This window comes from Stenotrophomonas sp. YJH_SMC_91 (assembly GCF_059368495.1).
On the sequence record NZ_JCAFRT010000008.1, the window covers coordinates 106,259 to 129,050 of the forward strand.

General features: G+C 62.3%; 21 protein-coding genes and 1 pseudogene. 9 read left to right on the top strand and 13 right to left on the bottom strand.

The genetic code is table 11. From position 1 onward, the window contains the following. The first annotated feature begins 38 nt into the window (after nucleotides 1–38). A complete protein-coding gene (gene secB, locus AC5P5X_RS11905) occupies nucleotides 39–557 on the top strand; it encodes a protein-export chaperone SecB (RefSeq protein ID WP_005407596.1) in 519 nt (172 codons plus the stop codon). Nucleotides 558–577: 20 nt separating this feature from the next. Then, nucleotides 578–1,603 (top strand): NAD(P)H-dependent glycerol-3-phosphate dehydrogenase, encoded by a 1,026-nt coding sequence (locus AC5P5X_RS11910; protein WP_005407597.1) that lies wholly within the window; start codon nucleotides 578–580, stop codon nucleotides 1,601–1,603. A gap of 149 nt (nucleotides 1,604–1,752) precedes the next feature. Here AC5P5X_RS11910 and AC5P5X_RS11915 read toward each other — a convergent pair whose 3' ends face one another. Then, nucleotides 1,753–2,208, bottom strand: coding sequence for a YybH family protein (locus tag AC5P5X_RS11915; protein ID WP_043034939.1), 456 nt, complete (start codon nucleotides 2,206–2,208; stop codon nucleotides 1,753–1,755). Nucleotides 2,209–2,344: 136 nt separating this feature from the next. Here AC5P5X_RS11915 and AC5P5X_RS11920 point away from each other — a divergent pair, with 136 nt between their 5' ends. Beyond that, the gene (locus tag AC5P5X_RS11920) at nucleotides 2,345–3,019 is read left to right on the top strand and encodes an Ivy family c-type lysozyme inhibitor (protein WP_062606380.1); all 675 of its coding nucleotides are present in this window, start codon (nucleotides 2,345–2,347) and stop codon (nucleotides 3,017–3,019) included. A gap of 60 nt (nucleotides 3,020–3,079) precedes the next feature. Here the strand turns inward: AC5P5X_RS11920 and AC5P5X_RS11925 are convergent, their stop codons facing one another. The 5 genes and pseudogenes from AC5P5X_RS11925 to AC5P5X_RS11945 all read right to left on the bottom strand — a co-directional run bounded on the left by AC5P5X_RS11925 (nucleotide 3,080) and on the right by AC5P5X_RS11945 (nucleotide 6,280). Next, nucleotides 3,080–3,454 carry a hypothetical protein gene (locus AC5P5X_RS11925; RefSeq protein ID WP_081113750.1) on the bottom strand — a complete coding sequence of 125 codons (375 nt, stop codon included), beginning with the start codon at nucleotides 3,452–3,454 and terminating at the stop codon, nucleotides 3,080–3,082. Nucleotides 3,455–3,944: 490 nt separating this feature from the next. Next, nucleotides 3,945–4,976, bottom strand: a complete 1,032-nt coding sequence (arsB, locus tag AC5P5X_RS11930; protein WP_111189279.1) for an ACR3 family arsenite efflux transporter — start codon at nucleotides 4,974–4,976, stop codon at nucleotides 3,945–3,947. A 13-nt stretch (nucleotides 4,977–4,989) separates the two neighbouring features. After that, nucleotides 4,990–5,493, bottom strand: coding sequence for an arsenate reductase ArsC (locus AC5P5X_RS11935; protein WP_239502340.1), 504 nt, complete (start codon nucleotides 5,491–5,493; stop codon nucleotides 4,990–4,992). Nucleotides 5,494–5,529: 36 nt separating this feature from the next. Continuing rightward, nucleotides 5,530–5,949 (bottom strand): annotated as a pseudogene (locus tag AC5P5X_RS11940) (GNAT family N-acetyltransferase); the annotation flags it as partial. Nucleotide 5,950: 1 nt separating this feature from the next. Further along, nucleotides 5,951–6,280, bottom strand: coding sequence for an ArsR/SmtB family transcription factor (locus AC5P5X_RS11945; protein ID WP_111189277.1), 330 nt, complete (start codon nucleotides 6,278–6,280; stop codon nucleotides 5,951–5,953). A gap of 17 nt (nucleotides 6,281–6,297) precedes the next feature. On the opposite strand from AC5P5X_RS11945, the gene arsH reads away from it, so the two are divergent. Further along, nucleotides 6,298–7,026, top strand: coding sequence for an arsenical resistance protein ArsH (arsH, locus tag AC5P5X_RS11950; RefSeq protein ID WP_111189276.1), 729 nt, complete (start codon nucleotides 6,298–6,300; stop codon nucleotides 7,024–7,026). 23 nt (nucleotides 7,027–7,049) lie between these two features. Here the strand turns inward: arsH and AC5P5X_RS11955 are convergent, their stop codons facing one another. The 7 genes from AC5P5X_RS11955 to hsdR all read right to left on the bottom strand — a co-directional run bounded on the left by AC5P5X_RS11955 (nucleotide 7,050) and on the right by hsdR (nucleotide 18,548). Then, nucleotides 7,050–7,736: a L,D-transpeptidase family protein gene (locus AC5P5X_RS11955; protein ID WP_043034949.1), complete on the bottom strand. Its 687-nt coding sequence runs from the start codon at nucleotides 7,734–7,736 to the stop codon at nucleotides 7,050–7,052. 157 nt (nucleotides 7,737–7,893) lie between these two features. After that, the gene (locus AC5P5X_RS11960) at nucleotides 7,894–8,166 is read right to left on the bottom strand and encodes a hypothetical protein (RefSeq protein ID WP_010487149.1); all 273 of its coding nucleotides are present in this window, start codon (nucleotides 8,164–8,166) and stop codon (nucleotides 7,894–7,896) included. 390 nt (nucleotides 8,167–8,556) lie between these two features. Continuing rightward, a complete protein-coding gene (locus tag AC5P5X_RS11965; RefSeq protein WP_043034950.1) occupies nucleotides 8,557–9,831 on the bottom strand; it encodes an McrC family protein in 1,275 nt (424 codons plus the stop codon). Beyond that, complete coding sequence (locus AC5P5X_RS11970; protein WP_111189275.1) at nucleotides 9,828–12,374, bottom strand: DUF8426 domain-containing protein; 2,547 nt, start codon at nucleotides 12,372–12,374, stop codon at nucleotides 9,828–9,830. The genes AC5P5X_RS11965 and AC5P5X_RS11970 overlap by 4 nt, the downstream gene beginning before the upstream one ends. Before the next feature lie 34 nt (nucleotides 12,375–12,408). Next, the gene (locus tag AC5P5X_RS11975) at nucleotides 12,409–13,725 is read right to left on the bottom strand and encodes a restriction endonuclease subunit S (RefSeq protein ID WP_495215988.1); all 1,317 of its coding nucleotides are present in this window, start codon (nucleotides 13,723–13,725) and stop codon (nucleotides 12,409–12,411) included. Continuing rightward, nucleotides 13,722–15,164 (bottom strand): class I SAM-dependent DNA methyltransferase, encoded by a 1,443-nt coding sequence (locus AC5P5X_RS11980; protein WP_043034952.1) that lies wholly within the window; start codon nucleotides 15,162–15,164, stop codon nucleotides 13,722–13,724. The genes AC5P5X_RS11975 and AC5P5X_RS11980 overlap by 4 nt, the downstream gene beginning before the upstream one ends. Before the next feature lie 18 nt (nucleotides 15,165–15,182). After that, entirely contained in the window at nucleotides 15,183–18,548 is a 3,366-nt protein-coding gene (hsdR, locus tag AC5P5X_RS11985) for a type I restriction-modification system endonuclease (RefSeq protein ID WP_043034954.1), read from the bottom strand. 584 nt (nucleotides 18,549–19,132) lie between these two features. Between hsdR and AC5P5X_RS11990 the strand changes: the two genes are divergently transcribed. From AC5P5X_RS11990 to AC5P5X_RS12010, 5 genes are all read left to right on the top strand, one after another. Then, complete coding sequence (locus AC5P5X_RS11990; RefSeq protein ID WP_005411880.1) at nucleotides 19,133–19,708, top strand: OmpO family porin; 576 nt, start codon at nucleotides 19,133–19,135, stop codon at nucleotides 19,706–19,708. 121 nt (nucleotides 19,709–19,829) lie between these two features. Then, nucleotides 19,830–20,597, top strand: a complete 768-nt coding sequence (locus AC5P5X_RS11995; RefSeq protein ID WP_111189274.1) for a helix-turn-helix transcriptional regulator — start codon at nucleotides 19,830–19,832, stop codon at nucleotides 20,595–20,597. 67 nt (nucleotides 20,598–20,664) lie between these two features. Next, nucleotides 20,665–21,033: a VOC family protein gene (locus AC5P5X_RS12000; protein WP_099472756.1), complete on the top strand. Its 369-nt coding sequence runs from the start codon at nucleotides 20,665–20,667 to the stop codon at nucleotides 21,031–21,033. Nucleotides 21,034–21,156: 123 nt separating this feature from the next. Continuing rightward, nucleotides 21,157–22,131 (top strand): Dyp-type peroxidase, encoded by a 975-nt coding sequence (locus AC5P5X_RS12005; protein ID WP_024957753.1) that lies wholly within the window; start codon nucleotides 21,157–21,159, stop codon nucleotides 22,129–22,131. Between the two features lie 145 nt (nucleotides 22,132–22,276). Then, on the top strand, nucleotides 22,277–22,693 hold the full coding sequence (locus tag AC5P5X_RS12010) for a hypothetical protein (protein WP_005407613.1): 417 nt from the start codon (nucleotides 22,277–22,279) through the stop codon (nucleotides 22,691–22,693). Nucleotides 22,694–22,792: the final 99 nt, after the last annotated feature.

Here is a 22,792-nt window from a genome sequence, read left to right on the forward strand (position 1 = left end):
GACCATCGTTTTCATTGCATTCATTGGAGTTACTGGAAATGTCCGAAGAGATCACCAACGGCGCTGCTGCGCCGGTCGATGCCGCCACCGGCCCCGCTTTCACCGTCGAGAAGATCTACGTCAAGGACGTCTCCTTCGAGTCGCCGAACGCCCCGACCATCTTCAATGACCAGGTGCAGCCGGAGCTGCAGCTGAACCTGAACCAGCAGGTGCAGCGCCTGGGTGAGAACGCCTTCGAAGTCGTGCTGGCCGTGACCCTGACCTGCCAGGCCGGTGAGCGCACCGCCTACGTGGCCGAAGTGAAGCAGGCCGGCGTGTTCGGCCTGGTCGGCCTGGACCCGCAGTCGATCGACGTGCTGCTCGGCACCCAGTGCCCGAATATCCTGTTCCCGTACGTGCGCCAGCTGATCAGCGACCTGATCCAGGCCGGCGGCTTCCCGCCGTTCTTCCTGCAGCCGATCAACTTCGAAGGCCTGTACGCAGAAACCCTGCGCCAGCGCCAGGAGCAGGGCGACGCACCGTCGCTGGCTGACTCCGAGCCGGCTGGCAACGCCTGATTCCTGCCGCGACGTCACGGATGAGCACTACCGCTGACAAGATCGCCGTGCTTGGCGCCGGTTCCTGGGGAACCGCGCTGGCCAGCCTGCTCGCACGGCACGGTCATCCGACCGTGCTGTGGGGGCGCGATGCTGCCGTGGTCGAAGCCATCGACCAGCGCCACGAGAACCCGCGTTACCTGCCGGGCATCCCGCTGCCGGACAGCCTGCGTGCCACCACCGATCTGGCGTCGGCGGTGGAGGGCGCGGCCTGGATCCTGGTGGTGACCCCCTCGCATGCCTTCGGCGAAACCGTGCGTGCGCTGGCGCCGCTGCGTCCTGCCGGTGCCGGCGTGGCCTGGGCCACCAAGGGCTTCGAACCCGGTTCGGGCCGCTTCCTGCATGAAGTGGCGCGCGAAGTGCTGGGTGAGGACGTGCCGCTGGCCGTTGTCACCGGGCCGTCGTTCGCCAAGGAAGTGACCCAGGGCCTGCCGACCGCGATCACCGTGCACGGCGACGTGCCCGAGTTCGCGCAGACGGTGGCCGAGGCGATGCATGGCCCGGCGTTCCGCGCCTACACCGGCGACGACATGGTCGGTGCCGAGCTGGGCGGTGCGATGAAGAACGTGCTGGCCGTGGCCACCGGCGTGGCCGATGGCATGCAGCTGGGCCTCAACGCCCGTGCCGGCCTGATCACCCGTGGCCTCAACGAGATGCTGCGCCTGGCCGCTGCCATCGGTGCCAAGCCGGAAACGCTGATGGGCCTGGCGGGCCTGGGCGATCTGGTGCTGACCTGTACCGGCGACCTGTCGCGCAACCGCCGCCTGGGCCTGGCCCTGGGCCGTGGCCAGACGCTGCAGGATGCCGTGCGCGAAATCGGCCAGGTGGTCGAATCGGTGCAGACCGCCGACGAAGTGATGCGACAGGCGCGCCGCCATGGCATCGACCTGCCGATCTCCGACCGCGTGCGTGCCGTGCTGCATGGCGAGCAGACGCCGGAAGAAGGCCTGCGCGCATTGCTGGCGCGGGAACAGAAACCGGAATACCCGGACACGCTGTTCAAGTGAATCGAAAAACCCCGGCTACGTGCCGGGGTTTTTTCATCAGGGAGTACACGCGGGTGCCGGACGGGAGACAGGCTTTGGTGGGTGCCAAGCTTGCTTGGCATCACGCGCGCTGCATATCCACGCATGGCGTGGATCTACTGCAACGCCGATCACCGCGCCCGCGGCGGCGCGCTGGTGTTGTCCATGTCCGAAAAGATCAGCCACGGCCCATCCCCCACGCGCTTCAACGTGAGCGTGAACTTGCCGGTATCGCCCACGTTGTTGCCGTAGCTGTACGCACCAATGATGTAGCCCGTATTCCCCTCCACCGCATACGCCAAGGCACGCAGCCGCAACGGACTGCTGCCCTGGCCGGCATACGCGGCCTCGATCGCACTGCGGCCGCGCACCGGCGGCTGGTTGCTCTGCAGCACAAAGCCATCCTCGGCGAACAGCGCACCCAATGCCTTGGCATCACCCGTGCGCCACGCCTGCTCGTAGTCGCGCAGTACACGGTCCAGCGGTGCGGGCAGCGCGATATCGGGAAGCGGCTGTGCGGGCTTCGCGCCTTCGGCATCGTGGGCAATTGCCGGCGATGCCATCAGCAGGGCACTGCAGAAGATCATGGCGAGTCGTGTGCGGCGCATGCGTCCAGGCCCTGGCGATGATGGGAAGGCTTCAGACGCATCCTAGCGCGCCGCTGGTTAGAATCACGCGGCCGCCGATTTGGTGGATGCAGCGCAGATTAGACAAGGACACGGAATGAAGATGCGAATCACAGGGATGGCGATGATGGCCGCGCTGCTGGCAGCCTGCGGACAGGCACCGGAAAAGACTGGCGAGACTGCACCTGCTGTGGCGCCAGCGCCGACCACCGAAGCACCGGCCGCCGTAGCGACGGTGGTCGAGAAGGAACCGTCCGCCGAAGACGGTGTGGACCCCTCGGTGTGGGACAACGAAGGCGAACCGGAAGACCCGAGCGCCGGCGGGGAACTCACCTGCGCGGACAACCCGCTGGCGACGCATTTCTTCACCCTGGTGGGCGGCAATACCGTGGACGACTGCGGCCGCAAGGATCCGAAGGTGCTGGCCGCGTTCAACGCCCTGATGAAGAACACGGCCGCAGCCGAATCCGCTGACAAGGAGATTCCATCGCTGCGCGAACGCCTGTTGAGCGGGCCCAGCGGTCCTGGCGAACTGGTAGTGCTGCAGGGTGAGCCGTGGTGGTTCTATACCGCCTGCCAGGCCCACGACTGCCCCGGCACCGCGTTGGCGATGCTGTATTCGCCCGATCAGTCGAAGATAGTTGGCCGTCTTACCGCGCGCTGCCGTGTATGGTGGCTGGGCGAGCCGACGGCGGAACAACGTGCGCAGATCGAACAGCGCCAGCCACTGCAGGATGCCGCGTTGAAGGAAGACAGCGCACTCTGCGAGTGATGTGGCGCGCGCCGCAGCGCCGGGCCGTGCCCGGCGTTGCAGTGAGCGTTGTTCCCCGTATCACCCTTCCGGCCGCATGCGTGCGCTGACCTGTGCTGTCAGCGACAGACTGACCATCATCAGGCCCTCCATCACCCGGTCGCCCACGTACTCCTCGTCGGGTCCGTTCTGGCGCACGCGCTCGGCAGCCAGCAGCATTTCCAGCGCCACTCGCAGGCCGGTCAATGCGCAATCCGCGTCGGCCAAGGCCATGCGGCGGCCGGGCATCTGATGACGTTCCGGCCAGGGCTGGCCGTCGGCGGCGGCGCCCTTGCCGATGCGGTCGAGCGTGGCGATGAAACCGTGCGGATCGTGCGGGTGCAGTGCTTCCGAGGGTGCGTCCGCGTTGGCGGGCACGTACTGCGCGCGCAGGCGGGAGGATTCGGGTGTGCTCATGGCAAGGGCTCCGTGCAGGACAGACGGTAACCGCCACATAGAGGTGGCGGGCGGAGACGTGGCTCGAAAACCGGGAGATCACGAACAAGACCGGCAGGCGCAAGGCCTCCACGCTCCGCCCGCCATAGCCGGCAGACGGAATGCCAGCCGGCGCCACGCGGGGTGACGCCGGCTGGCAAGCGCAAACAACGTTCGTGATCTAACGGGTTTTCGAGGCCCGGCCACCCATTTTCCGGCGGCCCACCATCTGTACCGCCGTCGCTGCGCAACGCCAATCAGAAGAGTTGCATTCAACGCTGGATCAAAGACGCTTTTGGCATTTTTGCATGCTGTTAAGCCGTGGCAGACGCAGGCGCCGCAACGTCCGTAGCGGCATGGGGAATATGCGACATGGGTCGAAGTTGATGACGTGGCGTACGGGCACTCCACCAGGCCGATGACGACAGTGCGGGGCGAAGAACGTAAATCGACTTCGGCGCACTCCGGTGTGTCAGTGCTCTTCGCGTCTCTCGTACCAGGCTTGAGTACGGTTCACGATCCGCACCACAGACAACATGACCGGCACCTCGATCAGTACACCCACCACCGTCGCCAGCGCAGCCCCCGAATGCACGCCGAACAGTCCCACCGCGGTGGCTACCGCCAGTTCGAAGAAATTGCTGGCACCAATCAACGCCGAAGGGCCGGCCACGCAATGCGCCACACCCAGGCGACGATTGAGCAGGTAGGCCAGGCCGGAAGTGAAATAGACCTGGATCAGGATCGGCACCGCAATCAGTGCGATCACCAGCGGCTGCTCCACGATCTGTCGGCCCTGGAAGCCGAACAGCAGGACCAGTGTGAGCAGCAGCGCGCACAGCGAGACGGGCGCCAGCTTGCGAAGCACCCGCTGCAACGCCGCCTCGCCACGATGCAACAGGATCCAGTGCCGCAGCAACGCCGCCACCAGCACCGGCACCACGATGTAGAGGCCCACCGACAGCAGCAGCGTATCCCAGGGCACGGTGATCGCCGACAGGCCCAGCAGCAGTGCAACCACCGGCGCGTAGGCAACCACCATGATCGCGTCGTTCAACGCCACCTGGCTCAGGGTGAAGTTGGCATCGCCACGGCACAGGTTGCTCCACACGAACACCATGGCGGTGCAGGGCGCGGCCGCCAGCAGGATCAGCCCGGCGATGTAGCTGTCGATCTGTGCTGCGGGCAACCAGTCGCCGAAGGCGTGGCGCAGGAACAGCCAGCCCAGCAGTGCCATCGAGAATGGCTTCACCGCCCAGTTGATGAACAGCGTTACGCCGATGCCCTTCCAGTGCTGCTGCAACTGGCGCATCGCAGTGAAGTCGACCTTCAGCAGCATCGGGATGATCATCAGCCAGATCAGCAGTGCAACCGGCAGGTTGACCTTGGCCACTTCGGCGGAGGCCAGCACCGCGAAGGCATCGGGCAGGAGATGGCCCAGCAGCGTGCCCATCGCAATGCACAGCACAACCCACAGCGTCAGGTGTCGCTCGAACAGGCTCATGGCAGTGGCACCGTCACTGCGCGCCGTCGGTCGGCAGCAGCCGGCCGATCCGGTCCAGCGCGTGCTGCAGCGCCGTGCGGTCGGACCACAACGATTCGGGCAGCGCGAGCAATGCACGCAGTCGCAGCTTCACGATGGCATGGGCCTGCGCGAATGCTGCGGCCTTGTCGGCATCGCTACCCGCGACGGCCGCCGGATCGGGCAGACCCCAGTGGCTGCGGATGAAGTCACCGAACACCACTGGGCAAGCTTCGGCGGCCGCCGAATCGCATACGGTGATGACCAGGTCCATCGGGGCCGCGTCCACGAACTCATCCCACGATTTGCTGTGCAGCCCATCGATCGGCATGCCTTCGGCCTGCAGTTGCACCAGCGCGAACGGATTGACCTGGCCGGTAGGCTGGCTGCCGGCACTGAACGCGGTGAAGCGATCACTGTCCCAGGCACGCAAAGTGGCTTCGGCAAGCACGCTGCGGGCGCTGTTGCCGGTGCAGAGGAACAGGACATTGCGCTTCATGTGGCTTCCATGATCAGTGAGCGGCTTGGACATGCAAAGCGCGCTGGCCGGGCAGAGACGGGTGAACTCGGCAGAGCTGCGGATCGGCGCCGCAACGTGGGCGCGATCGCATCCGGCATAACCGTGCCGCGCTAACCACGGACCTGCCGACGTTGTCAGCAGCACCAGTTCCCTGACCTGCATGCGGCGGGCCATGTTTTCGGCCGCTGACAGCAGTGCGCGCCCAAGGCCGTTACTGCGCCGGTCATCGGACACCACCAGAGAGCGCAGCAGGGCCGAGGCGCCGAAGATCTGCAATCCAACGGCGCCCACGGGAACGCCATCGAGGTCTGCGACGAGAAACACCACCTCGCTGCTTTCCAGGTCGGCCACGGGCAACTGCCCCTGCTGCAGAAGGTCTCGGATGGAGTCCAGGTCGTCGCGCGTGCCGGCACGAATCACAGGGTCGGGTTTCATCTCAGCACCCGCATGCCGGTTCGCTCACCGCGCACCGCTCATCCGGGGAGCCCGCGCAGCAGTTGTGCGTCAGGTACTGGATCAAGCTGTTCATCGCATCGAAGTTGGCGCGGTAGCAGACGTGGCGGCCTTGGCTTTCGCTCTCCACCAGCCCGGCCTGCACCAGCTCCTTCAGGTGGAAGCTGAGCGTGGCTGGGGGCACCTGCAGGGCCGTGGCGATGTCGCCCGCCATGCGCCCTGCCGGGCCAGCCTCCACCAGCAGGCGGAAGGCAGCCAGGCGGGTGGCATGACCGAGCGCGGTGAGGGCGGTGATTGCATTTAACGTTTCCATATTTCTAGAATAATCGAATGAATAAGCCAATCACAAGCCCTGACCTGCCCAATCTGGTGGAATCGTCATTGCCCCAGCCCAATCATCACCAGCTCGCCGCGGCAGATCTGGGGCCACCACGCATCCTCCTGCTCTACGGCTCGCTTCGGCCGCAGTCGTTCAGCCGCAAGCTGGCACTGGAAGCCGAGCGATTGCTGCGCCACCTGGGGTGCGAAACCCGCGTGTTCGATCCGCATGCGCTGCCCATGCTGGACAGCGTGGACATGAGCCACCCCGAAGTGCAGCGCTTGCGTGCTTGGTCGCAGTGGTCGGAAGGCCAGGTCTGGGTCAGCCCCGAGCGGCATGGCACGGTCACCGGCGTGTTCAAGAACCAGATCGACTGGTTGCCGCTGGAAGATGGCAGCGTGCGGCCCACGCAGGGCAGGACGCTGGCGGTGATGCAGGTGAGCGGCGGCTCGCAGTCGTTCAACACCGTCAATACGCTACGCGTGCTCGGCCGGTGGATGCGCATGTTGACCATCCCCAACCAGTCATCGGTGGCCAAGGCCTGGCAGGAATTCGATGACGATGGGCGCATGAAGCCCTCGCCGTACTACGACCGCGTGGTGGATGTGATGGAGGAGCTTGTGAAGTTCACGCTGCTGACGCGAGGGCGGTCGGACTACCTGGTGGACCGCTACAGCGAGCGGAAGGGCGACGCGCATGCCGCGGTAATGGCGCGGGCCGCAGGGGCTGCGGCTTCCTGAATTCCAATCTGCCGACGAGCGTATTACTTGCTTGCGCGCCGCGCGCCCTTCTCGTCTTCGTCCTTCGCATCCCCGCGGCTCTGCGCGAACTCCGGGAAGGTCTTCGCGATCGAATCCTTGTCCGGCAGGATGTAGAACACGCCGCCCTTCTCGAACATGGGCTGCACGATCTGCCCGTAGAACGCGGGCGAGACATTGATGCAACCGTGGGTGACGCGGTTGTCGTCCGGCGTGGGCGATGCCAGTCGTTCGGCACGCTTTTCCTTCGGGCTGCCCGGCGGCAGCGGGTGCATTGAAACCGCGGAATCGTAATCCACCCACAGCACGCGCCCGGCATCGTCGGAGGGGCCGTAGCCACCGATGAAGCGGCCGGCCGGCGTGGTGCGGTCGTGGCCGGGAATCGCGCTCAGTGCCAGCTTGGCGACGCCGGGTGCGGAATGATCGCCGATAGCCGAACCGAACAGCGCCGGTGCCGCGCCACGCAGCTTGCCGTCACCGCTGAAGATCAGAACCTGCGCCGCCGCCTTGTCCATGACTGCGAACGGATAGCCCTGGTTGTCCTTGCTGGCGACGACCCAGCCGGCCAGCTCGATCACCGTTTCGGACACGCTCTGGTCAGCCGGAAGTTCATCAACGGCGGCTACCGGTGATGCAGGTGCGTCCTTGTCCCTGGCGTTGGCTACGCCGCTGCACGCAACGACCAGTGCCATGGCCAGTGCGGCATGGAGGGCGCGGCGTGCAGGGGAGGAGTAGGTACGAATGAGACGGCTCCTTGCAATGCAGTCTTGGGTGGAAGGACGCCAGTGGCCGGCGAAGGCCACTGGTTCCCGATACAGAGATGGATCAATTCAAGCAGTGAGGGAGCGATTACCCGCGCGGCTTGCGGCCGGCCGGTGCCCTTTCAAGCTGCTGCACGCGGCCTTCGATCTGGTCCAGACGCTGGTTGGCCTGCTGTGCGGACTGGTTGGCGGATTCCGCACTCTGCGCAGCACCCTGCACCTTGACGTCGAGCTGATCGAGACGCGAGTTGATGGTTGCAAACTCGTTCTTGTAAGAGGCGCAGGCGCCAAGGCTGACGGTGGCGATGAGCGCTACAGCAAGTGCGCGGGCCGTCTTCATGTGTTGCGGGTTCAGGTTCATTGCACTCCCTCCTTCGTCTGGGGAAGCTGGAATATAGCGGCGTTTGTTCCCGTCGCTACCAAGCGCTTTCAGCTGGAATTTGAATACGTGGATGGGCTGTGAAATCTCTCCGTCAATAAACCTTAACAAGCGGGATAAGGCGGGCTGATCTGCGGCGGCGAAGTGCCTTGCGCCTGCTCAAGATCGCCAATTCATCAGTATGAAGTGGGCGTCACAATGCGTAGCTTTGGCACGCCTGCAAGCCGGGAATGGATATTTGCGCAAGGTGAGGCGCTGGATGGAGCTTGGACCTCATCCGTCCATTCTCGGCCAAAACGAAGGTGAGGTAGTCCCCTGTGGCCCCAGTAATTTGAGAGGCAACCCACTGTTGGGACGCGTCAAAGTACCGAGCTAGTTCAGCGACAACCTGCAAACCGGAACTGGCTGCTCACGCTCCAGATCAAACGGCACGACGAGAAGTTGCAGTTGTTCGTTGAAGTGGAACGGTGGTAGCGACACATTGAATCGCGAAGTCTTGGGATAAAAAAGGTACATGATGCCCGTGCCATCCAGGTACTTCTGGCCATAGGCATACAGCTGGTAGAAATCCGCTTGGGACAGGCCGTACTTCTGTTCGCCGTTGTCCAGAGCAGCATCGAGCAACTTCCATTTGGCGTCTGCGACCACGCGCCGGCCATCGTGCTCAATCAAGAAGTCGGGACGCAGCTGGAACCAGTGTTGATCGCGGTGTTTGGCTAAGTAGTGGCGTGCTGCCTGCGGTGTGAATTTGGTCCCTGTCGGTAGCCATTGGCGCAGTCCCTGTCCGACGAACTGCTCATACACCTTTTCCATCGGGAACAGCAGACTTTGGCCGTTGCTGGTGCCGACCACCGTCAAGGGCATCTGCCCGTGCAGGATCAGCGAGCACCAACCCCGCACAGGTGCGTAGTGCGCCATCAGGCGATCATCTCGCCATTGCTGGAAGTCAGCAGCCGCGTTGTTGCTGACGGGGATCTCATGCAGATGGTGGGCAAGCTCGTTTGCCAAGCGCCAATTGCCTGGTTCACGGGTGTGCTTGCGAACCACCTCCAGTGCCGAGCGGATGAGTCGGTTCTCGGCGCGATCAGCGTCGAACACGTCATGCTCCACTTGGAAGACGTGGGCTCGCCCCGCAGGCTGGCGAACTTGCCGGGCCATCAACAGCCGACCACTCAGATAGCGCAGCTCTTCCTGCACCGGGTGGTAGTCAAAGCGTAGGCCGCGCTTGACCAGATAGTCCACGCGCTGTAAGAACTCCCGCGCCACCCATTCGGTCAGCGGGGCATCAAAGGTACGTAGTGCCGTAGGGCTGGACTGGCGCGGCGTCAGGTTCAGGCAGCGCGCCAGCATCTTCTGCAGCAGATTACGCCCGGCTTCGATGTTCTCACTCTGCTCCATGGCTTTGGGCAGGATCTCGATGCGAGTGCCACAGGGTGATTCCAGCACACCGACATAGCTGTCCAAGCGCAGTTCGCGCCGGTCTTCCAGCTCAACCAGCCGGGCGACGCTGCCAGAGCCCCGCAAGCGTGAGCTCTCGGCCAGTAACCAGTCAAACGCAGTCTGTGAAATCTGCGCCAGCATCTCCGACGCGGGCACATTGGCCGTGGTCAGGCGCGCATGCTCTCGGACGGTGATCAGCACGCTCACTGGTTTGCTTCGGTCAGCTTATAGATGCTCAGGTAGCTTTCGGGGTCTTCGAAAGCCCCAGCATTGATCTGCCAATGACCGCCATTGGCGAATCCAGCTTTGCCAAACAAGGCGAGCTCATCGTAGGTGGGCTGGCTGAGGAACTGGTGCGCTTTGGCCTTGCGCGGATCATTCAGTACCAGTGCGATCCTTTCCCAATCGTCGAAGAAGTACTCCTGCAACAGTGGCAGAATTTGCCTCCGGAATACGCCCTTCAGCTCTTCCAACGACTGGATGCCAATGAAATAGGCGTGGCCCAGCAGATGGTCACGACCCAGCAGCACCTCGATACGATTGTTCATGACGATAAGCAGTTGCTGCAGGTCGATACCGGCCACATTGCCTAGCAAGTCGGGCCTGGGCGGCATCTCTTCGAACACAAAGCGGCGGCGCAGGGCCACATCCAACCCGGCCAACGAGCGGTCGGCGGTATTCATGGTGCCGATCAGGTACACATTGTCCGGCACGCTGAACTTGTCCTGCGAGTAGGGCAAGGTTGCTTCGAGTGCTTCCGGTTTACCGGCTCGCTTGGATTCCTCGATCAAGGTGATGAGCTCGCCGAAGATCCGGGAAATGTTTCCGCGGTTGATCTCGTCGATGACCAATACCCGCGGCGCCTTGTCCTGCGTCTCCTCAGCGGGTGCAAGCAGTTTGGCTAGCTTGTCCATATTTATCGAACCGGGGCGCAACTCGTAAATGGTCATCTGACTGAAGCGGTTCTCCATCAACTCGGCGTATGGCAGGCCGGTGTCATACACGCGCAACCAGTTGACCTTGCGGCCCTGCGAGTAGCTGTCGTTTTCACGCGGGACGTGCAGGTACTCGCTGGTGACCTCGCCAATAGCGCGGAAACGCAGGTTTCCCTGGGTGACCACAAACAGGTCGCCGGCTTTGACCTGGCGGATGAAGATATTGAGCGCCGTGACTGGGTAATCGGAAGCGTCCCGCTCTGGGGTGGCCTTCTGGTACCTGTGGGCGATGTCGTTGCGCGTCTTGACGCCGCTGTAGTCTGCATCGGTGCCGAAGCCAATCAGGGCCAAACCTTGCTTGATGCAGTCCTCGTAGACACCCTCCTCGATGCCGGCCTCGCCCAGGGAGATCTTCCAGATCCGGCGGCCCTTCAGGTCGATTGGCTTGCCGGTCGATTGAACCACCCGGCGGCGGGCTGCATTGCACAGCTGCTTGAACACGCCATCCTCGGTCGCATACTCGATCTGGTGGGTGGCTTCGTTGGTACCTGCGCGAATTCCTTCCACAAAGTCTTCGTAGCTGAAGCTTTGATGGAAGGTAACGAACTTGATCTGCTCGGCCGCAACGTATGCATCAAACTTCTGCTTCATCTCCTCACGGCTGCCAGTGAAGCTGGGCTCAATGATTGCCAACGCTTTGTCGACGGTAGCAAAGGTCTTGCCGGTGCCCGGCGGTCCAAAGAGGATCTGGTTCAGAGGCTGAGTAGTCACGTTGGGCCCTGAAGTCGGCAAAGCGGAGATTAGGGGAGGGAGCTGCTTGGACTCGTACCAGTTGCAGAGTTCGACGAGCTCATCCATTGAGGACACCCGCACCGTGTAGGCCTGCTGGCCGGCAGCCAGACGCGGCGCATGGCTGCTCAGATGGTGATTTCGGCTCTTCTCCGCCGGGTAATCGCCTATCCGCTCTTCCTGGATCTGCGCAGGTCGCGCATCGACGAAGATCTGCAGGGCGACTTTCTTGGCAGGATTAGCGCCGGGATCAAAAGCCAATTGCCGGTCTGCCTGCGTCCTAAAGGCAGCAATGTGCGAAGTGCCGCTGTAGCTGTCCGGATAGCGCTCGTCCAGGTAGTCCATAGCGACCTGCGCGTCGAATGGCGCACTTTGGCTATTCTCCCAAGCGCCGTGGGAGAGCTCCGCAAACGGTTGGCTTGAGTGCTTTCGCACAGCATCCAGCACCGCTAGGTAAGCCGGAAGCGTGCGTTCCGGGCGGGGAACACCGATGGTCAGCAGCCACGGACGAGTCTGCCTGTCGATAGGAAAGTACAAGTCTGGCGCTACGTAGAACAAGGTTTGCGTCAGCTTGGTGAAACCCGTGCTGGGAATCTTCAGTGCTCGCGCAAATGTGTCTGCGTCTAGGCCGGCCCTGGCCTCCTTGAACAGCGTCCATAGCGTGGGAATCATCCAATCTTCCCGCTTGCGCTGATACGGGAACAACCAGACTTTCATAGCATTGGCACTGGGCACGCCATCGAAATCGGTCGGTGCTGCTACGTTCAGCCCCGCGACCTCAATCAATCGAGCAAACAATTGCTTACGCCTTTCGACCCCGTACTTCATGAACATGCAGAAGAAAGTGAACGGATCGATGGACTGCAGTGGTATCGTCTTTGCGTTCTCATCCCTGTCCTCAAGGCCGGCATCGATGCCGACCTCTTTGAGAACCTGGATCAACTCGGGCTGTCGGGTTTCAAAACCGCTCAGCCAGTCGGCCACTGCCCGGAAGACGGGAATCCATGTGAAATTGGCGGAACTCATCGGCTGCGTTCCTTCCCTACCGAAGGGTGGATGATCATTTGCGCCGCTGCTTCATCGCCTTTTGCGCGCTAGCCTTGGCGGCCTGGAGGCGCTCAAGCAGCGCACTAGCAGGTTCATCTTGCGGATCCTGTGGCACCAGTTCGCCGCGGAAGGCCTTGGTCAGTAGCGCGGAAGTGAGCTTGCTCACCCGGGAGCGGGCGGCTTCGTACTGGACGTGCACCTTATCGGCTTGGGCTAACAGTGCTTCGGCGCGGCGGATGATCTCAGCTTGCTCATCAAGTGGAGGAATCAAGATTGGGAATTCTTTCACCTTTGTAAGATTGAGATTGGGTTGATTTCCGCCCTCTGCCAACTCACGCATTGCGTAGTAGTTCGCTTCTAGAACAAACCGAACATATCGTCGATCTGCTCTTCCTTCATCGACCTGTACTGCGGCACAGGCCTGATTGATGGTCGCTGGAATCGCAAGTTCGGTAACTTGGCCACGTGTCTTTCCTTCTCCATACATAGCAACTAGAAGCGTCCCGGCTGGATACACCTTCAAACGGTGTGCCTTAATGGCATCTGCAGTCACAAACTCTTCCGCGCTGATCACAAATCGTTCCGAAGTCGCGGCACTCGTGATCCAGGGTGTTCCTTGCTCAGCGTAAAATGACTTGTTGGCTCGCAGCGGCGTGGAGCCAGTGCCGACTTGCGCGACAAACTGAAGATCAGTCTCGCGCCACTCCGCTTTCTTCCCGTCACGCCACTCCTTCGTCAGTTCGCCGCTGGTGGCTGCGGTCAGCACTGATTGGCGAAACCGCTTGAGGAGCACAGGCACGCAATCAAGTCGTCCGCGCGCCGCATCTACGTGGGCCAGCAGGGCGTCGAGCTTGTCGGCGATACGGGTTTGTTCAGACAGTGGCGCTAGTACGAATGGTGCGGCCTTGCCGGTGTCGGTGCCGAGGCGTGGCATGTTCAACCCATGGCTCACCTCTGTGACGTAACTGAGGAAGCGCGGATGCTTGAGCCAATAGAAAACGTAGCGACTGTCCGTGACTTCAGTCGGTGTGATCGGAACGATCTCGGTGGTGCAGTACCCATCGGCATCGGCTACGACTACTTTGTTCAAGTACGGACGTAGCTTGCCGTAGAGAACGTCGCCTTTGTAAAAGCGATTCTTTGTGCTTTTCGATTTGCGCTCGCCGAAGCTTGCCCGACTGATGATCTTCGAAGTGTCTTTCTCGATGTCTTCCAACTCAAGAATCCACGCGTCGTCCGCGATGGCGTCAGGCTCCACCTTTTCGGCCTTGCCGTAATCAATCACCGCGCCGAGAGTGGTCTCAGTCCAGCTCTTGGGTAGCGCGTTCATGCGTCTTCTTCCTCAATTCCAAACTCAGCAAGGATGGCGCGCAACTCATCCATGGCCCCTTCCAGCTCGGCAATGGCCAGCTGCGCCAAGTCCTCCGGTGGCAGTAGCTCGCCAGCCGCTGCGCCACTCTCATCCTTCAGCCACGCGATATCCAGCGAATCACCGCGCGCCTTGATCTCGCCACGGCTGAACTTGCGGAAGCGCCCCTCCACGCCGGTGTCACTGCGCTTGGCCGATCCATCCGGTTGGTCGCCAAAGGCATCTTCAAATGCGACGAAATGCTCTCGCGTCAGCGGCGTGCGCTTGCCAAACTGCGGCATGTTGGCGCGCAGGTCGTACACCCACACGTCTTTGGTATTGCCCCTGTCGGTCTTGCCGCGAGTGAAGAACAGCACATTGGTCTTTACCCCCTGCGCGTAGAAGATGCCGGTGGGTAGGCGCAGAATGGTGTGCAGGTTGCACTTTTCCATCAGATCGCGACGGACATCCGCACCAACGTTGGCCTCGAACAGCACATTGTCCGGCAGAACCACTGCCGCGCGACCGCCGGGCTTGAGCCAGCGATAAATGTGCTGCAGAAACGCCAACTGCTTGTTACTAGTGGGATAGGTGAAGTCGTCGCGAGTCGGCAAGCCGCCGCCTTTCTTCGTGCCGAACGGTGGGTTGGTCAGGATCAGATCGGCCTTCGGCAACTGCTGACCTTCCCTGGACAGCGTGTCGCCGAAACGCAGACCCGCGTCCTCATCTGAATCCAGCTCGTGCAGCATCAGGTTCATCAGGCCTAGACGATGGGTATCCTGCACAAGCTCCATGCCGTGGAATTGTCGGCGGAAGCGTTTGTAGGCCTTCTCATCCAGCGCATACATGTCGTTGTGCTCGCGGATGTGGTGGTTAGCCGCAATTAAGAAGCCCCCGGTGCCGGCGGCCGGATCTTGGATGCATTCACCCAATTGCGGTTGCATCAGCGCCACCATGCTGTCGATCAGTACCCGCGGAGTGAAGTACTGGCCCGCGCCGGACTTCTTCTCGTTGGCGTTCTTTTCCAGCAGGCCTTCGTAGAGGTCCCCCAGGCCTTCAGTCTTGGCGCTGTACCAGTCGATGGCATCAATGGCCTTCACCAGTGCGGTCAGCGTGGCGGGCTTTTTGATGAAGCTGCTGGCGTTGGCGAAGATCTCGCGGTTCAGGCGGCTGCCATGCGAGCCCAAGTGAATTAGTGTCGTCTTGTAGAACTCCAAGCGATCAGGAGCGGATGTGCGCTCCAGATCATCCCAACGGTGGCCGGCGGGTAATTCGCTTTCGGCACCTGTTTCCTTGGCCATTTTCAGGAATAGCAACCAGGTCAGCTCACTAACGTACTGATGGTAGGTGACACCGTCGTCACGGAGAACGTTGCACAGGTTCCACAGCTTTCCGACGATATCGGAGGTCATCTTGTCCATTGCTCTGAATTCTCTCGGTTACTGATTGGCTGCGTGCAGCCATATGGCTTCACTCATATCGGCCAGTAGCTCGTTGAGCTGGCCTTCGAATAGTTGGTTGAGGCGGCGGAACCCACCCTGTTCGCGCAGCGGGCCCTCGTTGATGGATTGCTCGTCGAGCACGATGTTGGCCTTGATCTGCGCGGCGATCTTCTTCAGCCAGTTCTGCTGGTTTGGGTTGAGGCCACGCTTTGCGATCAGCGATTGCACCGCATTGTCCACACGCTGTTCCCAAGGCACCAGGGCCTCGCCCAGTGCCGCCTGCCGCACGAAGCCAAGCACGCGGGCGGCAATCTCATGGTTCTTGGCTTGTGCCCAAGCGTGGGTAAGGGATTTTTCGTCGAAGTTGTTGCCTTCCAGTGCGGCGACGAGCTCTTTCAAGTCCTTGCGAGTCAGGTCACGCGGGCGCTGCACCACGGCCACCAAAGCCGGGAGCATGTTGCCGTTCTCCTTGATGAACTGGGCAAAACGCTCCAGATAGTCTTCCGGCTTGCCGTACGCCGGGCTGACCTCGGCAATCCGATCAGGGTGTTGAGAAACCACCACCGGGTCCCTCGGGTACTCCCGTGCCTTGTCCAGCAATTCGCCCAGCCCCGGATGGTGCTTGAACCACTGGGCCAATGCATGGATGTCGCTGCTCTTGAGGAAGTTGCCGAATTCATCGACCTTGGTGCCAGTGGATTCCAGCGCTGCCACCTGCACCTCGGTCAGGTGACGCTTCTTGCGCTGCCACTTGGCCAACATTTGGTCACGGGCCTGAGTGGCGATGTCCTCGCCAGCATGCTCTGAGACTTCGCCAATCAACTGGGTAAAGTCAATGCCGGGGTTCACCACCACCGGTTTCATGCTGTTGACGGGTTCAAGGGTCTTGTACAGGTTCACCGCGTCGAAGATGCGGAACACGTCCTTGCCGATGTCATCGCAGCGGCGGGTTGCACGGCCCAGCATCTGTTCGTACAGGATGCGGCTGTTTACCCGCCGCAGAAATACCAAGTTGCAGATGGCCGGCACGTCGATGCCGGTGGTCAGCAGGTCCACGGTTACGGCAATGGTCGGATTATTCTCGTTCTTATAGTGCTTGATCAGCGACAGCGGCTTGTCCGAGGCGCCGGTGATCTTCACGATGGTGTCGTCGCCAACCTCATCGAAACCGGCATCCTGGTAAGCCTGCTTGAGCAGACGTACAAGCAGATCGGCATGCTCATCGGTCGCGCAGAACACCAGGGTCTTGGCCGGCCCATAAGGGTCGATATGCCGGGTCAGTTCCGCGCACACAACCTGGTTGAAGGACTCTGTCAGCACCTTCTTATTGAACTGGCTCACGTCGAAATTCAGAGTGTCGGGCGTTCTGTAGCTGTCCACCGCCTTGGTCTGGGCGTTGAGCACCAGCACCTCGTCTCCTTTGGCGTAATGGATGCCGCTGTCGCTCAGCTCGGTCTTGATGACCGTGGCGGGGTCATGGTCGATCAGCCAGCCATCCAGCACTGCTTCCCGGTAGGAATACACAAATACCGGCTTGCCGAAGATCTCGGTAGTGTGCAGAGCAGGTGTGGCCGTCAAACCAATCTTCACCGCATCGAAATGGTCCAGCACGCGGCGGTACATGGAGATGTAATCAGACTGGTCGCGGAAGTCAGACTCCGCCTGCGACATCTCGCGGTCGAGAAGATAACCGCGGTGGCACTCGTCAACCACGATGCAATCGTAGGCGTCGATTGGGATCCCGCCGTTCTCACTATTGAGAGCCCGTTTGACCATGCCCTGCACGGTGGAGATGTGGACCATCGTTTCCGCCTCCGGCCGTGCTTCGTCAATTTCCTTGATGCCAAAGATGTCGGCAAAGGACTGCAAGTTCTCAATGCGGGTGTCTTTGAAACTGTCGGCGGCCTGCTCGCCCAAGGCGCTGCGGTCAACCAGGAAAAGGATTCGGCGGAACCGCTGCGCCTTGAGCAGTCGGTACACCAGCGCAATGCAGGTCTTGGTCTTGCCAGTGCCGGTAGCCATCGCCACAAGCAGTTCTTGCTGGCCAGCCTTTATCGCGGCCTCGACGGCCAAGATGGCATCGCGTTGGTAGCGACGAAGCGGGAACTCGAATTCCACCGGGGTCGCTTCAAGTTTTGCAGCCGCGGCGTCGATGTCCTGCTTGAGCAGCTCGGTCAGACCGGTGGGCGTATGCCAACCTTCCAGCGGCTTACTGGTGTTCTGTACCCGACGCAGGTCGCAGAACCACACCCCGCTGGCCATCTGATACTGGCGCTGGAACGGGCGGCCATTGGTGGCGTAGACGAACGGCAGCTTGTACTTACCCTGCCATTGAGTATCGAGCCACTCACCGCCGTCGCCGATGATGCCACGGGCATAGCGCTTGGCTTGCTCGATGTCGCCATAAACATTCTTGCTGGCACGCTTGGCCTCGACCACGGCGACCAGTCGCGTGCCGATAAACAAGGCGTAGTCAGCACGGTCACCACCCTCGCAAGGCCATTCGGCAATGGCCATGTTCCGGCCCGATTCGGGTACGGTGCGGTGGCTGCGGTAGTTGAGCGCCTCGGAATCGGTTTCCCAACCAGCGTCGCGTAGTTGCTGGTCGATGAGCACCCGGGTGGCCGCTTCGTCAAGGTCGAGCCGGCTTGCCGCCTGATTGGCAACCTGCTGCAGTTGGGTCATGAATGCGGCCGACTGGCCGGCCGCCTGGGACTGCAGCGCCCTGAGTTCGGCTAGCTGTGCCTTGCTGGCATCCGCTTCATTGGTGAAGGACTGGGCGAGCTCCTCCCAGAGTTTGGCGTCGGCTTTGGCCTGTACCAGTTGTCGGGCCACGGCTTCCGATTTTTCCGCCTCGGTCCTGAGCGCGGCATCGGATTGCCGGAGTTTGATCTCCAGTTCGGCCATCTGCTTGTGGAGTTCTGCAGCATCCTCCGCCGGCGCAGGAGGGGGGATGAAAGCGCTGCCTCTGAAAGCCGAGTCATGAAAGCTGCGTTGGAACCAGACGGCCAATTGGGTCGCCATCTTGAGACCCTGCAGGGCTTCGGCGTGACTACCGTTCAATTGGTGGTTGGCTTGGTTGCCGGCTTTGCGAATCCAGTGAAACAGATCCGCCACTTCGCGCGGTAGCCAGCCCCTCTGCCGAAGACGGCTAAGCAGGGTTGCCTGATTGTCTTCCTCCGGGACATAAAGCCCAGCGCGAGCGGCAACCTGCTGGGCCAGCAGTTCAGCGAACTGGCGCAGTTTGAGCAGGCAGGTATTAGGGTCCTCGCTGAAAAAGCGCTCCGCTCGGCCGCCAAGTTGAGCCAGATCTGCCTGAACTCGAGCTAGATGCGCAAAATTGGAGCGTTGTGGTTCGGCCATTCTCCATCCCCTGGACGGCCCCCCTGTGGGCCTATAGCGATTCTATCCGACGGGGACCACACGTAGAGAATTGGCAGGGTCTGCCGGTGAAGGCAGTTCAAGGGCTGTCGCAGGTTCTAGGGCGCTTCCCTGTCTGGGACTTCTGAGTACTGATCTGCCGGAGGACCCTGGGCCGAGCTTTACCGGCGTAGAGGTTGTCCCAAATGCGAGGAGAGGCATGAAGATTGGCTCTCATCGAGGAACAGATCCAGTGCCTACCGGCGCAAGGGGAGCGAGCTGGATCCATGAATTGCATAGCAGTTGTGCTTTCGATTCGCCCAATTTCCTTTGCTGGAGCAAGTCTGGTTGATTGGCGTCTACTCGGCGGGTGGAGAGGCTGGTCGCCGATGCGAGTGCATGCGAGCACGGTCATTTCACAGCAATGCGGAGTTCCCTGAACGCCAGCCTTATTTATACACCAGTCAGTTCAATATTCAGGGTCGATTAGACCCCCTAACGGATAATTCACACCTGTCGACCGCCTCCTCTCTCTCCCCCTCCCGGGAGGCGGCCGACGAAACCAAAATAATTAAAGGTGTGTCCCGATGAACAAGAATTCGCTGCTTGCCCTGGGTCTTCTGGCTGCTCTGCCGTTCGCTGCATCGGCAACCGATGGCCTGTCGTACAACTACGTTGAAGGCGGCTACGTGAACACCGATGCCAAGGGCGGCGACGCCGACGGCTGGAAGGTGAAGGGTTCCGTGGCGGTGCACCCGAACTTCCACATCTTCGGCGACTACAGCGCGCAGGAGACCGACAAGTTCAAGAATGACGTCGACCAGTGGCGCATCGGCGCCGGCTACAACTACGGCATCGCACCGAACACCGACCTGGTGGCTCGCGTTGCGTACCAGAAGTTCGACATGAAGCATGGCCTGGACTTCAACGGCTACTCGACCGAAGTTGGCGTGCGCACCGCGTTCAACCCGTACGTGGAAGGCTACGTGATGGCCGGCTACGAGGACTACACCAAGAAGCACGGCATCAACCCGGACGGCGAGTTCTATGGCCGTGTCGGCGCCACCGCCAAGTTCAACCAGAACTGGGGCCTGAGTGGCGAAGTGAAGCTGGCCAAGGCCGGCGACCGCGAGTGGTTCGTGGGCCCGCGCTTCACCTGGTAACAAACGCCTGTCGTTAGTGCGTGTTGTGCTGGCGTGTGACTCTCTCTCTCCCACACGCCAACCGAAGCCCGGCCTCGCGCCGGGCTTCACTTTTATGGGCCCCGTGGCGCCACAATGCGGCATGGGCGACCCTTCCTCTCTTGCAGGCACCGGCACGACCTACCAGGAGCATCTGGCGCCTGCGCCGCTGCGCGGCCACTTTGGCCAGCTGTGGCAGAGCCAGCTTCCTGCCGATGCCGATGGGCACATCACCGTATTGCCCGATGGCTGCGTGGATATCCTCTGGCGCGACGGTGCGCTGTTCGTCGTCGGCCCGGACCGCGTGGCCGCGCACCCGGCGCTGGCACCCGGTGCGCAGGTGCTGGGCACACGCTTCCGTCCCGGCCAGGCATTGGCCGCGCTCGGCCTGCCCTTGGCCGGGATCATCGGCCAGGCCGTGCCACTGGCCGACCTGAAGGGCGCGTGGGCGAACAAGGCGGCGGCCTCCATCGGCGACACCGCGCCTGCACAGCGCCTGCAGCGAATGGCGCACTGCCTGCAACAGCACATGGGTGCGGCCGCGCTGGGTACGCCGGCGCAGCGCGCCCATGTCCTGTTCCAGGCGCTCGCCGCGGGTCACGCCACGCTGGATACGCTGGCGGCGCACCTGGGCCTGAGCCCGCGCAGCCTGCGGCGTTTCAGCCAGTCGCAGTTCGGCTACGGCGCCAAGACGCTGGAGCGGATCCTGCGGCTGCAACGTTTCCTGCGCCAGAGCCGCGCGCTGCCACAGCATTCGTTGGCGATGCTGGCTGCTGATGCCGGCTATGCCGACCAGGCCCATCTCAGCCGCGAGGCGCGCGAACTGGCGGGCATGACCGCCAGCGAGCTGCGCCTGGAGTGGGGGCAATGATGGCCGTTTTGTTCAAGACCACGGTGCTGCATTGATCGATGCTGGGCTCCCACCACGGAGCCACGCCATGAATCCTGCCGCACCCCACGATGCCGAACGCCGCATCGACAACATCGAATTCAACGTCGCCGACGTCGCCCGCAGCAAGCGCTTCTACGGCGAGGTGTTCGGTTGGCGCTTCACCGACTATGGACCGGCCTACACCGAGTTCGACGATGGCCGCCTGAAAGGTGGCTTCGTGTCTGACGCGCCGTTGCGCGCCCAGGGAGGACCGCTGGTGATCCTCTACTGCGCGGACCTGGCCGATGCGCAGCAACGCGTAGTGGCCGCCGGTGGCGAGGTGGTGCAGGCGGTGTTCGCCTTCCCCGGTGGTCGCCGCTTCCACTTCCGCGATCTGGATGGCTACGAACTGGCGGTCTGGAGTGATGTGGACTGAGGCCTTCGTAGCTTCGTCGGTGGACGGAACGAGAACCGCTCCGTCCCCGGTCAGGCGGTTCCGCTATGATCGCCCGCACATCGCCACACGCGATGCGTCCGCCTCAAGCCAGCAGGAACCGCCGTGAACTCCCAGCCCGCACCGATCACCGCCGTCAATCACACGCTCGACAACGAGCCGCAGCAGATCACCGCGCCACTGACCCATTCGGCGGCGTTCCTGGTGCTGAAGGTGAAGGATGACGAGGCGTCGATCGCCAAGGCACGCGAGGTGCTGGCCAGCACCGACGACCTGATCAAGAACACCGCCATCCGCGAGATCGAACGCACCTTCACCTGCAACGTGGCCATCGGCCACCGCGTGTGGAAGCCGCTGGTGGGCACCACGCCACCGCGTGAGCTGCAGCCGTTCCGCGAGATCAAGGGCGCGACCCACACGGCCGTGTCCACGCCGGGCGACCTGCTGTACCACATCCGTGCACGCACGATGGATCTGATCGTGGCGTTCGAGCGCAACCTGCTGATGGCCTTTGGCGATGCGGTGGAGACGGTCGATGACGTGGCCGGCTTCCGCTATTTCGATGGCCGCGACCTGCTCGATTTCGTCGACGGCACCGCCAACCCGGAAGGGCTGTCACTGCCGGAAGCCACCATCGTGGGTGAAGAGGATCCGGAACATGCCGGCGGCAGTTACGTGGTGGTGCAGAAGTACCTGCACAACCTCGATGCCTGGCGCGCGCAGAAGACCGAGGCGCAGGAAGCAATCATCGGTCGTACCAAGCACGACAACATCGAGCTGGACGATGCGCCGGCCGATGCGCAGAAGTCGCACAAGACGCTGTGCACCATCGAGGATGCCGACGGCGAGCACGAGATCCTGCGCGACAACATGCCGTTCGCCAACCCGGGTCGCGGCGAGTACGGCACCTACTTCATCGGCTACACGCGCCGCCTGTGGGTGATCGAGAAGATGCTCGAGCGCATGTTCATCGGCAATCCCGCACCGCTGCATGACCGCATCCTTGATTTCTCCACCGCCACCACCGGCGTGACCTTCTTCGCGCCCTCGCGCAAGGTGCTGGCCGACCTGGGCGACTGATCGCGGCTCTCGTCCTTGCGCATGCTACTGGCCGCTCTGTTCCAGTAGATCCACGCCACGCATGGCGTGGCTCTACTGTGCCGCCATCTGCCTGTCATCTACCGCGCCGACCATCAGCCGTTGGATGAGAGCGCAGGGGCGGGCGATGGCGATGGCAAGGAACACAACCGGTGCACGCCGCTGGTGGCGGCCACTGGCCGCGTTGTTCGGCGCGTTGGCACTGGGGAGTGCCAGCGTTTCCGCGCAGGAAGCTCCTGCACACTGGATGGCCTATGCCGCCGCCGTGGGGGGGCAGCTGCAGCAGCGCCTGCAGCAGGAGCAGGACCCGCAGGCGCAGCGCGTGCTGGAATGGCTGCAGGCACATCCGGACGCACCGACGCCGCTACCGGTGAGCGTGTGGATCGCGGCGGATGGCCGCATCTCGAAGCTGGAATTCGACAGCCTGGGCGATGCCCAGGTCGACGCCGACCTGCGCGCGACCCTGCAGAGTGCACCCCTGCAGGCCGCGCCACCGGCCGACATGCGCCAGCCGCTGCGGCTGGGTTTGGTGCTTACCCAGTAGATCCACGCCATGCGTGGATGTTCTGGGTAGATGCCGACCTTGGTCGGCACGCACGCCAACCAAGGTTGGCGACTACCGGTAGCCCAGCCACGCATGGCG

What these genes read in the sequence shown, in the direction of transcription:
- secB (WP_005407596.1), top strand. Translation starts at nt 39, where the DNA reads ATGTCCGAAGAGATCACCAACGGCGCTGCTGCGCCGGTCGATGCCGCC.
- AC5P5X_RS11910 (WP_005407597.1), top strand. Translation starts at nt 578, where the DNA reads ATGAGCACTACCGCTGACAAGATCGCCGTGCTTGGCGCCGGTTCCTGG.
- AC5P5X_RS11915 (WP_043034939.1), bottom strand. Translation starts at nt 2,208, where the DNA reads ATGATCTTCTGCAGTGCCCTGCTGATGGCATCGCCGGCAATTGCCCAC.
- AC5P5X_RS11920 (WP_062606380.1), top strand. Translation starts at nt 2,345, where the DNA reads ATGAAGATGCGAATCACAGGGATGGCGATGATGGCCGCGCTGCTGGCA.
- AC5P5X_RS11925 (WP_081113750.1), bottom strand. Translation starts at nt 3,454, where the DNA reads ATGAGCACACCCGAATCCTCCCGCCTGCGCGCGCAGTACGTGCCCGCC.
- arsB (WP_111189279.1), bottom strand. Translation starts at nt 4,976, where the DNA reads ATGAGCCTGTTCGAGCGACACCTGACGCTGTGGGTTGTGCTGTGCATT.
- AC5P5X_RS11935 (WP_239502340.1), bottom strand. Translation starts at nt 5,493, where the DNA reads ATGAAGCGCAATGTCCTGTTCCTCTGCACCGGCAACAGCGCCCGCAGC.
- AC5P5X_RS11945 (WP_111189277.1), bottom strand. Translation starts at nt 6,280, where the DNA reads ATGGAAACGTTAAATGCAATCACCGCCCTCACCGCGCTCGGTCATGCC.
- arsH (WP_111189276.1), top strand. Translation starts at nt 6,298, where the DNA reads ATGAATAAGCCAATCACAAGCCCTGACCTGCCCAATCTGGTGGAATCG.
- AC5P5X_RS11955 (WP_043034949.1), bottom strand. Translation starts at nt 7,736, where the DNA reads ATGGCACTGGTCGTTGCGTGCAGCGGCGTAGCCAACGCCAGGGACAAG.
- AC5P5X_RS11960 (WP_010487149.1), bottom strand. Translation starts at nt 8,166, where the DNA reads ATGAACCTGAACCCGCAACACATGAAGACGGCCCGCGCACTTGCTGTA.
- AC5P5X_RS11970 (WP_111189275.1), bottom strand. Translation starts at nt 12,374, where the DNA reads ATGAGTTCCGCCAATTTCACATGGATTCCCGTCTTCCGGGCAGTGGCC.
- AC5P5X_RS11975 (WP_495215988.1), bottom strand. Translation starts at nt 13,725, where the DNA reads ATGAACGCGCTACCCAAGAGCTGGACTGAGACCACTCTCGGCGCGGTG.
- AC5P5X_RS11980 (WP_043034952.1), bottom strand. Translation starts at nt 15,164, where the DNA reads ATGGACAAGATGACCTCCGATATCGTCGGAAAGCTGTGGAACCTGTGC.
- hsdR (WP_043034954.1), bottom strand. Translation starts at nt 18,548, where the DNA reads ATGGCCGAACCACAACGCTCCAATTTTGCGCATCTAGCTCGAGTTCAG.
- AC5P5X_RS11990 (WP_005411880.1), top strand. Translation starts at nt 19,133, where the DNA reads ATGAACAAGAATTCGCTGCTTGCCCTGGGTCTTCTGGCTGCTCTGCCG.
- AC5P5X_RS11995 (WP_111189274.1), top strand. Translation starts at nt 19,830, where the DNA reads ATGGGCGACCCTTCCTCTCTTGCAGGCACCGGCACGACCTACCAGGAG.
- AC5P5X_RS12000 (WP_099472756.1), top strand. Translation starts at nt 20,665, where the DNA reads ATGAATCCTGCCGCACCCCACGATGCCGAACGCCGCATCGACAACATC.
- AC5P5X_RS12010 (WP_005407613.1), top strand. Translation starts at nt 22,277, where the DNA reads ATGGCGATGGCAAGGAACACAACCGGTGCACGCCGCTGGTGGCGGCCA.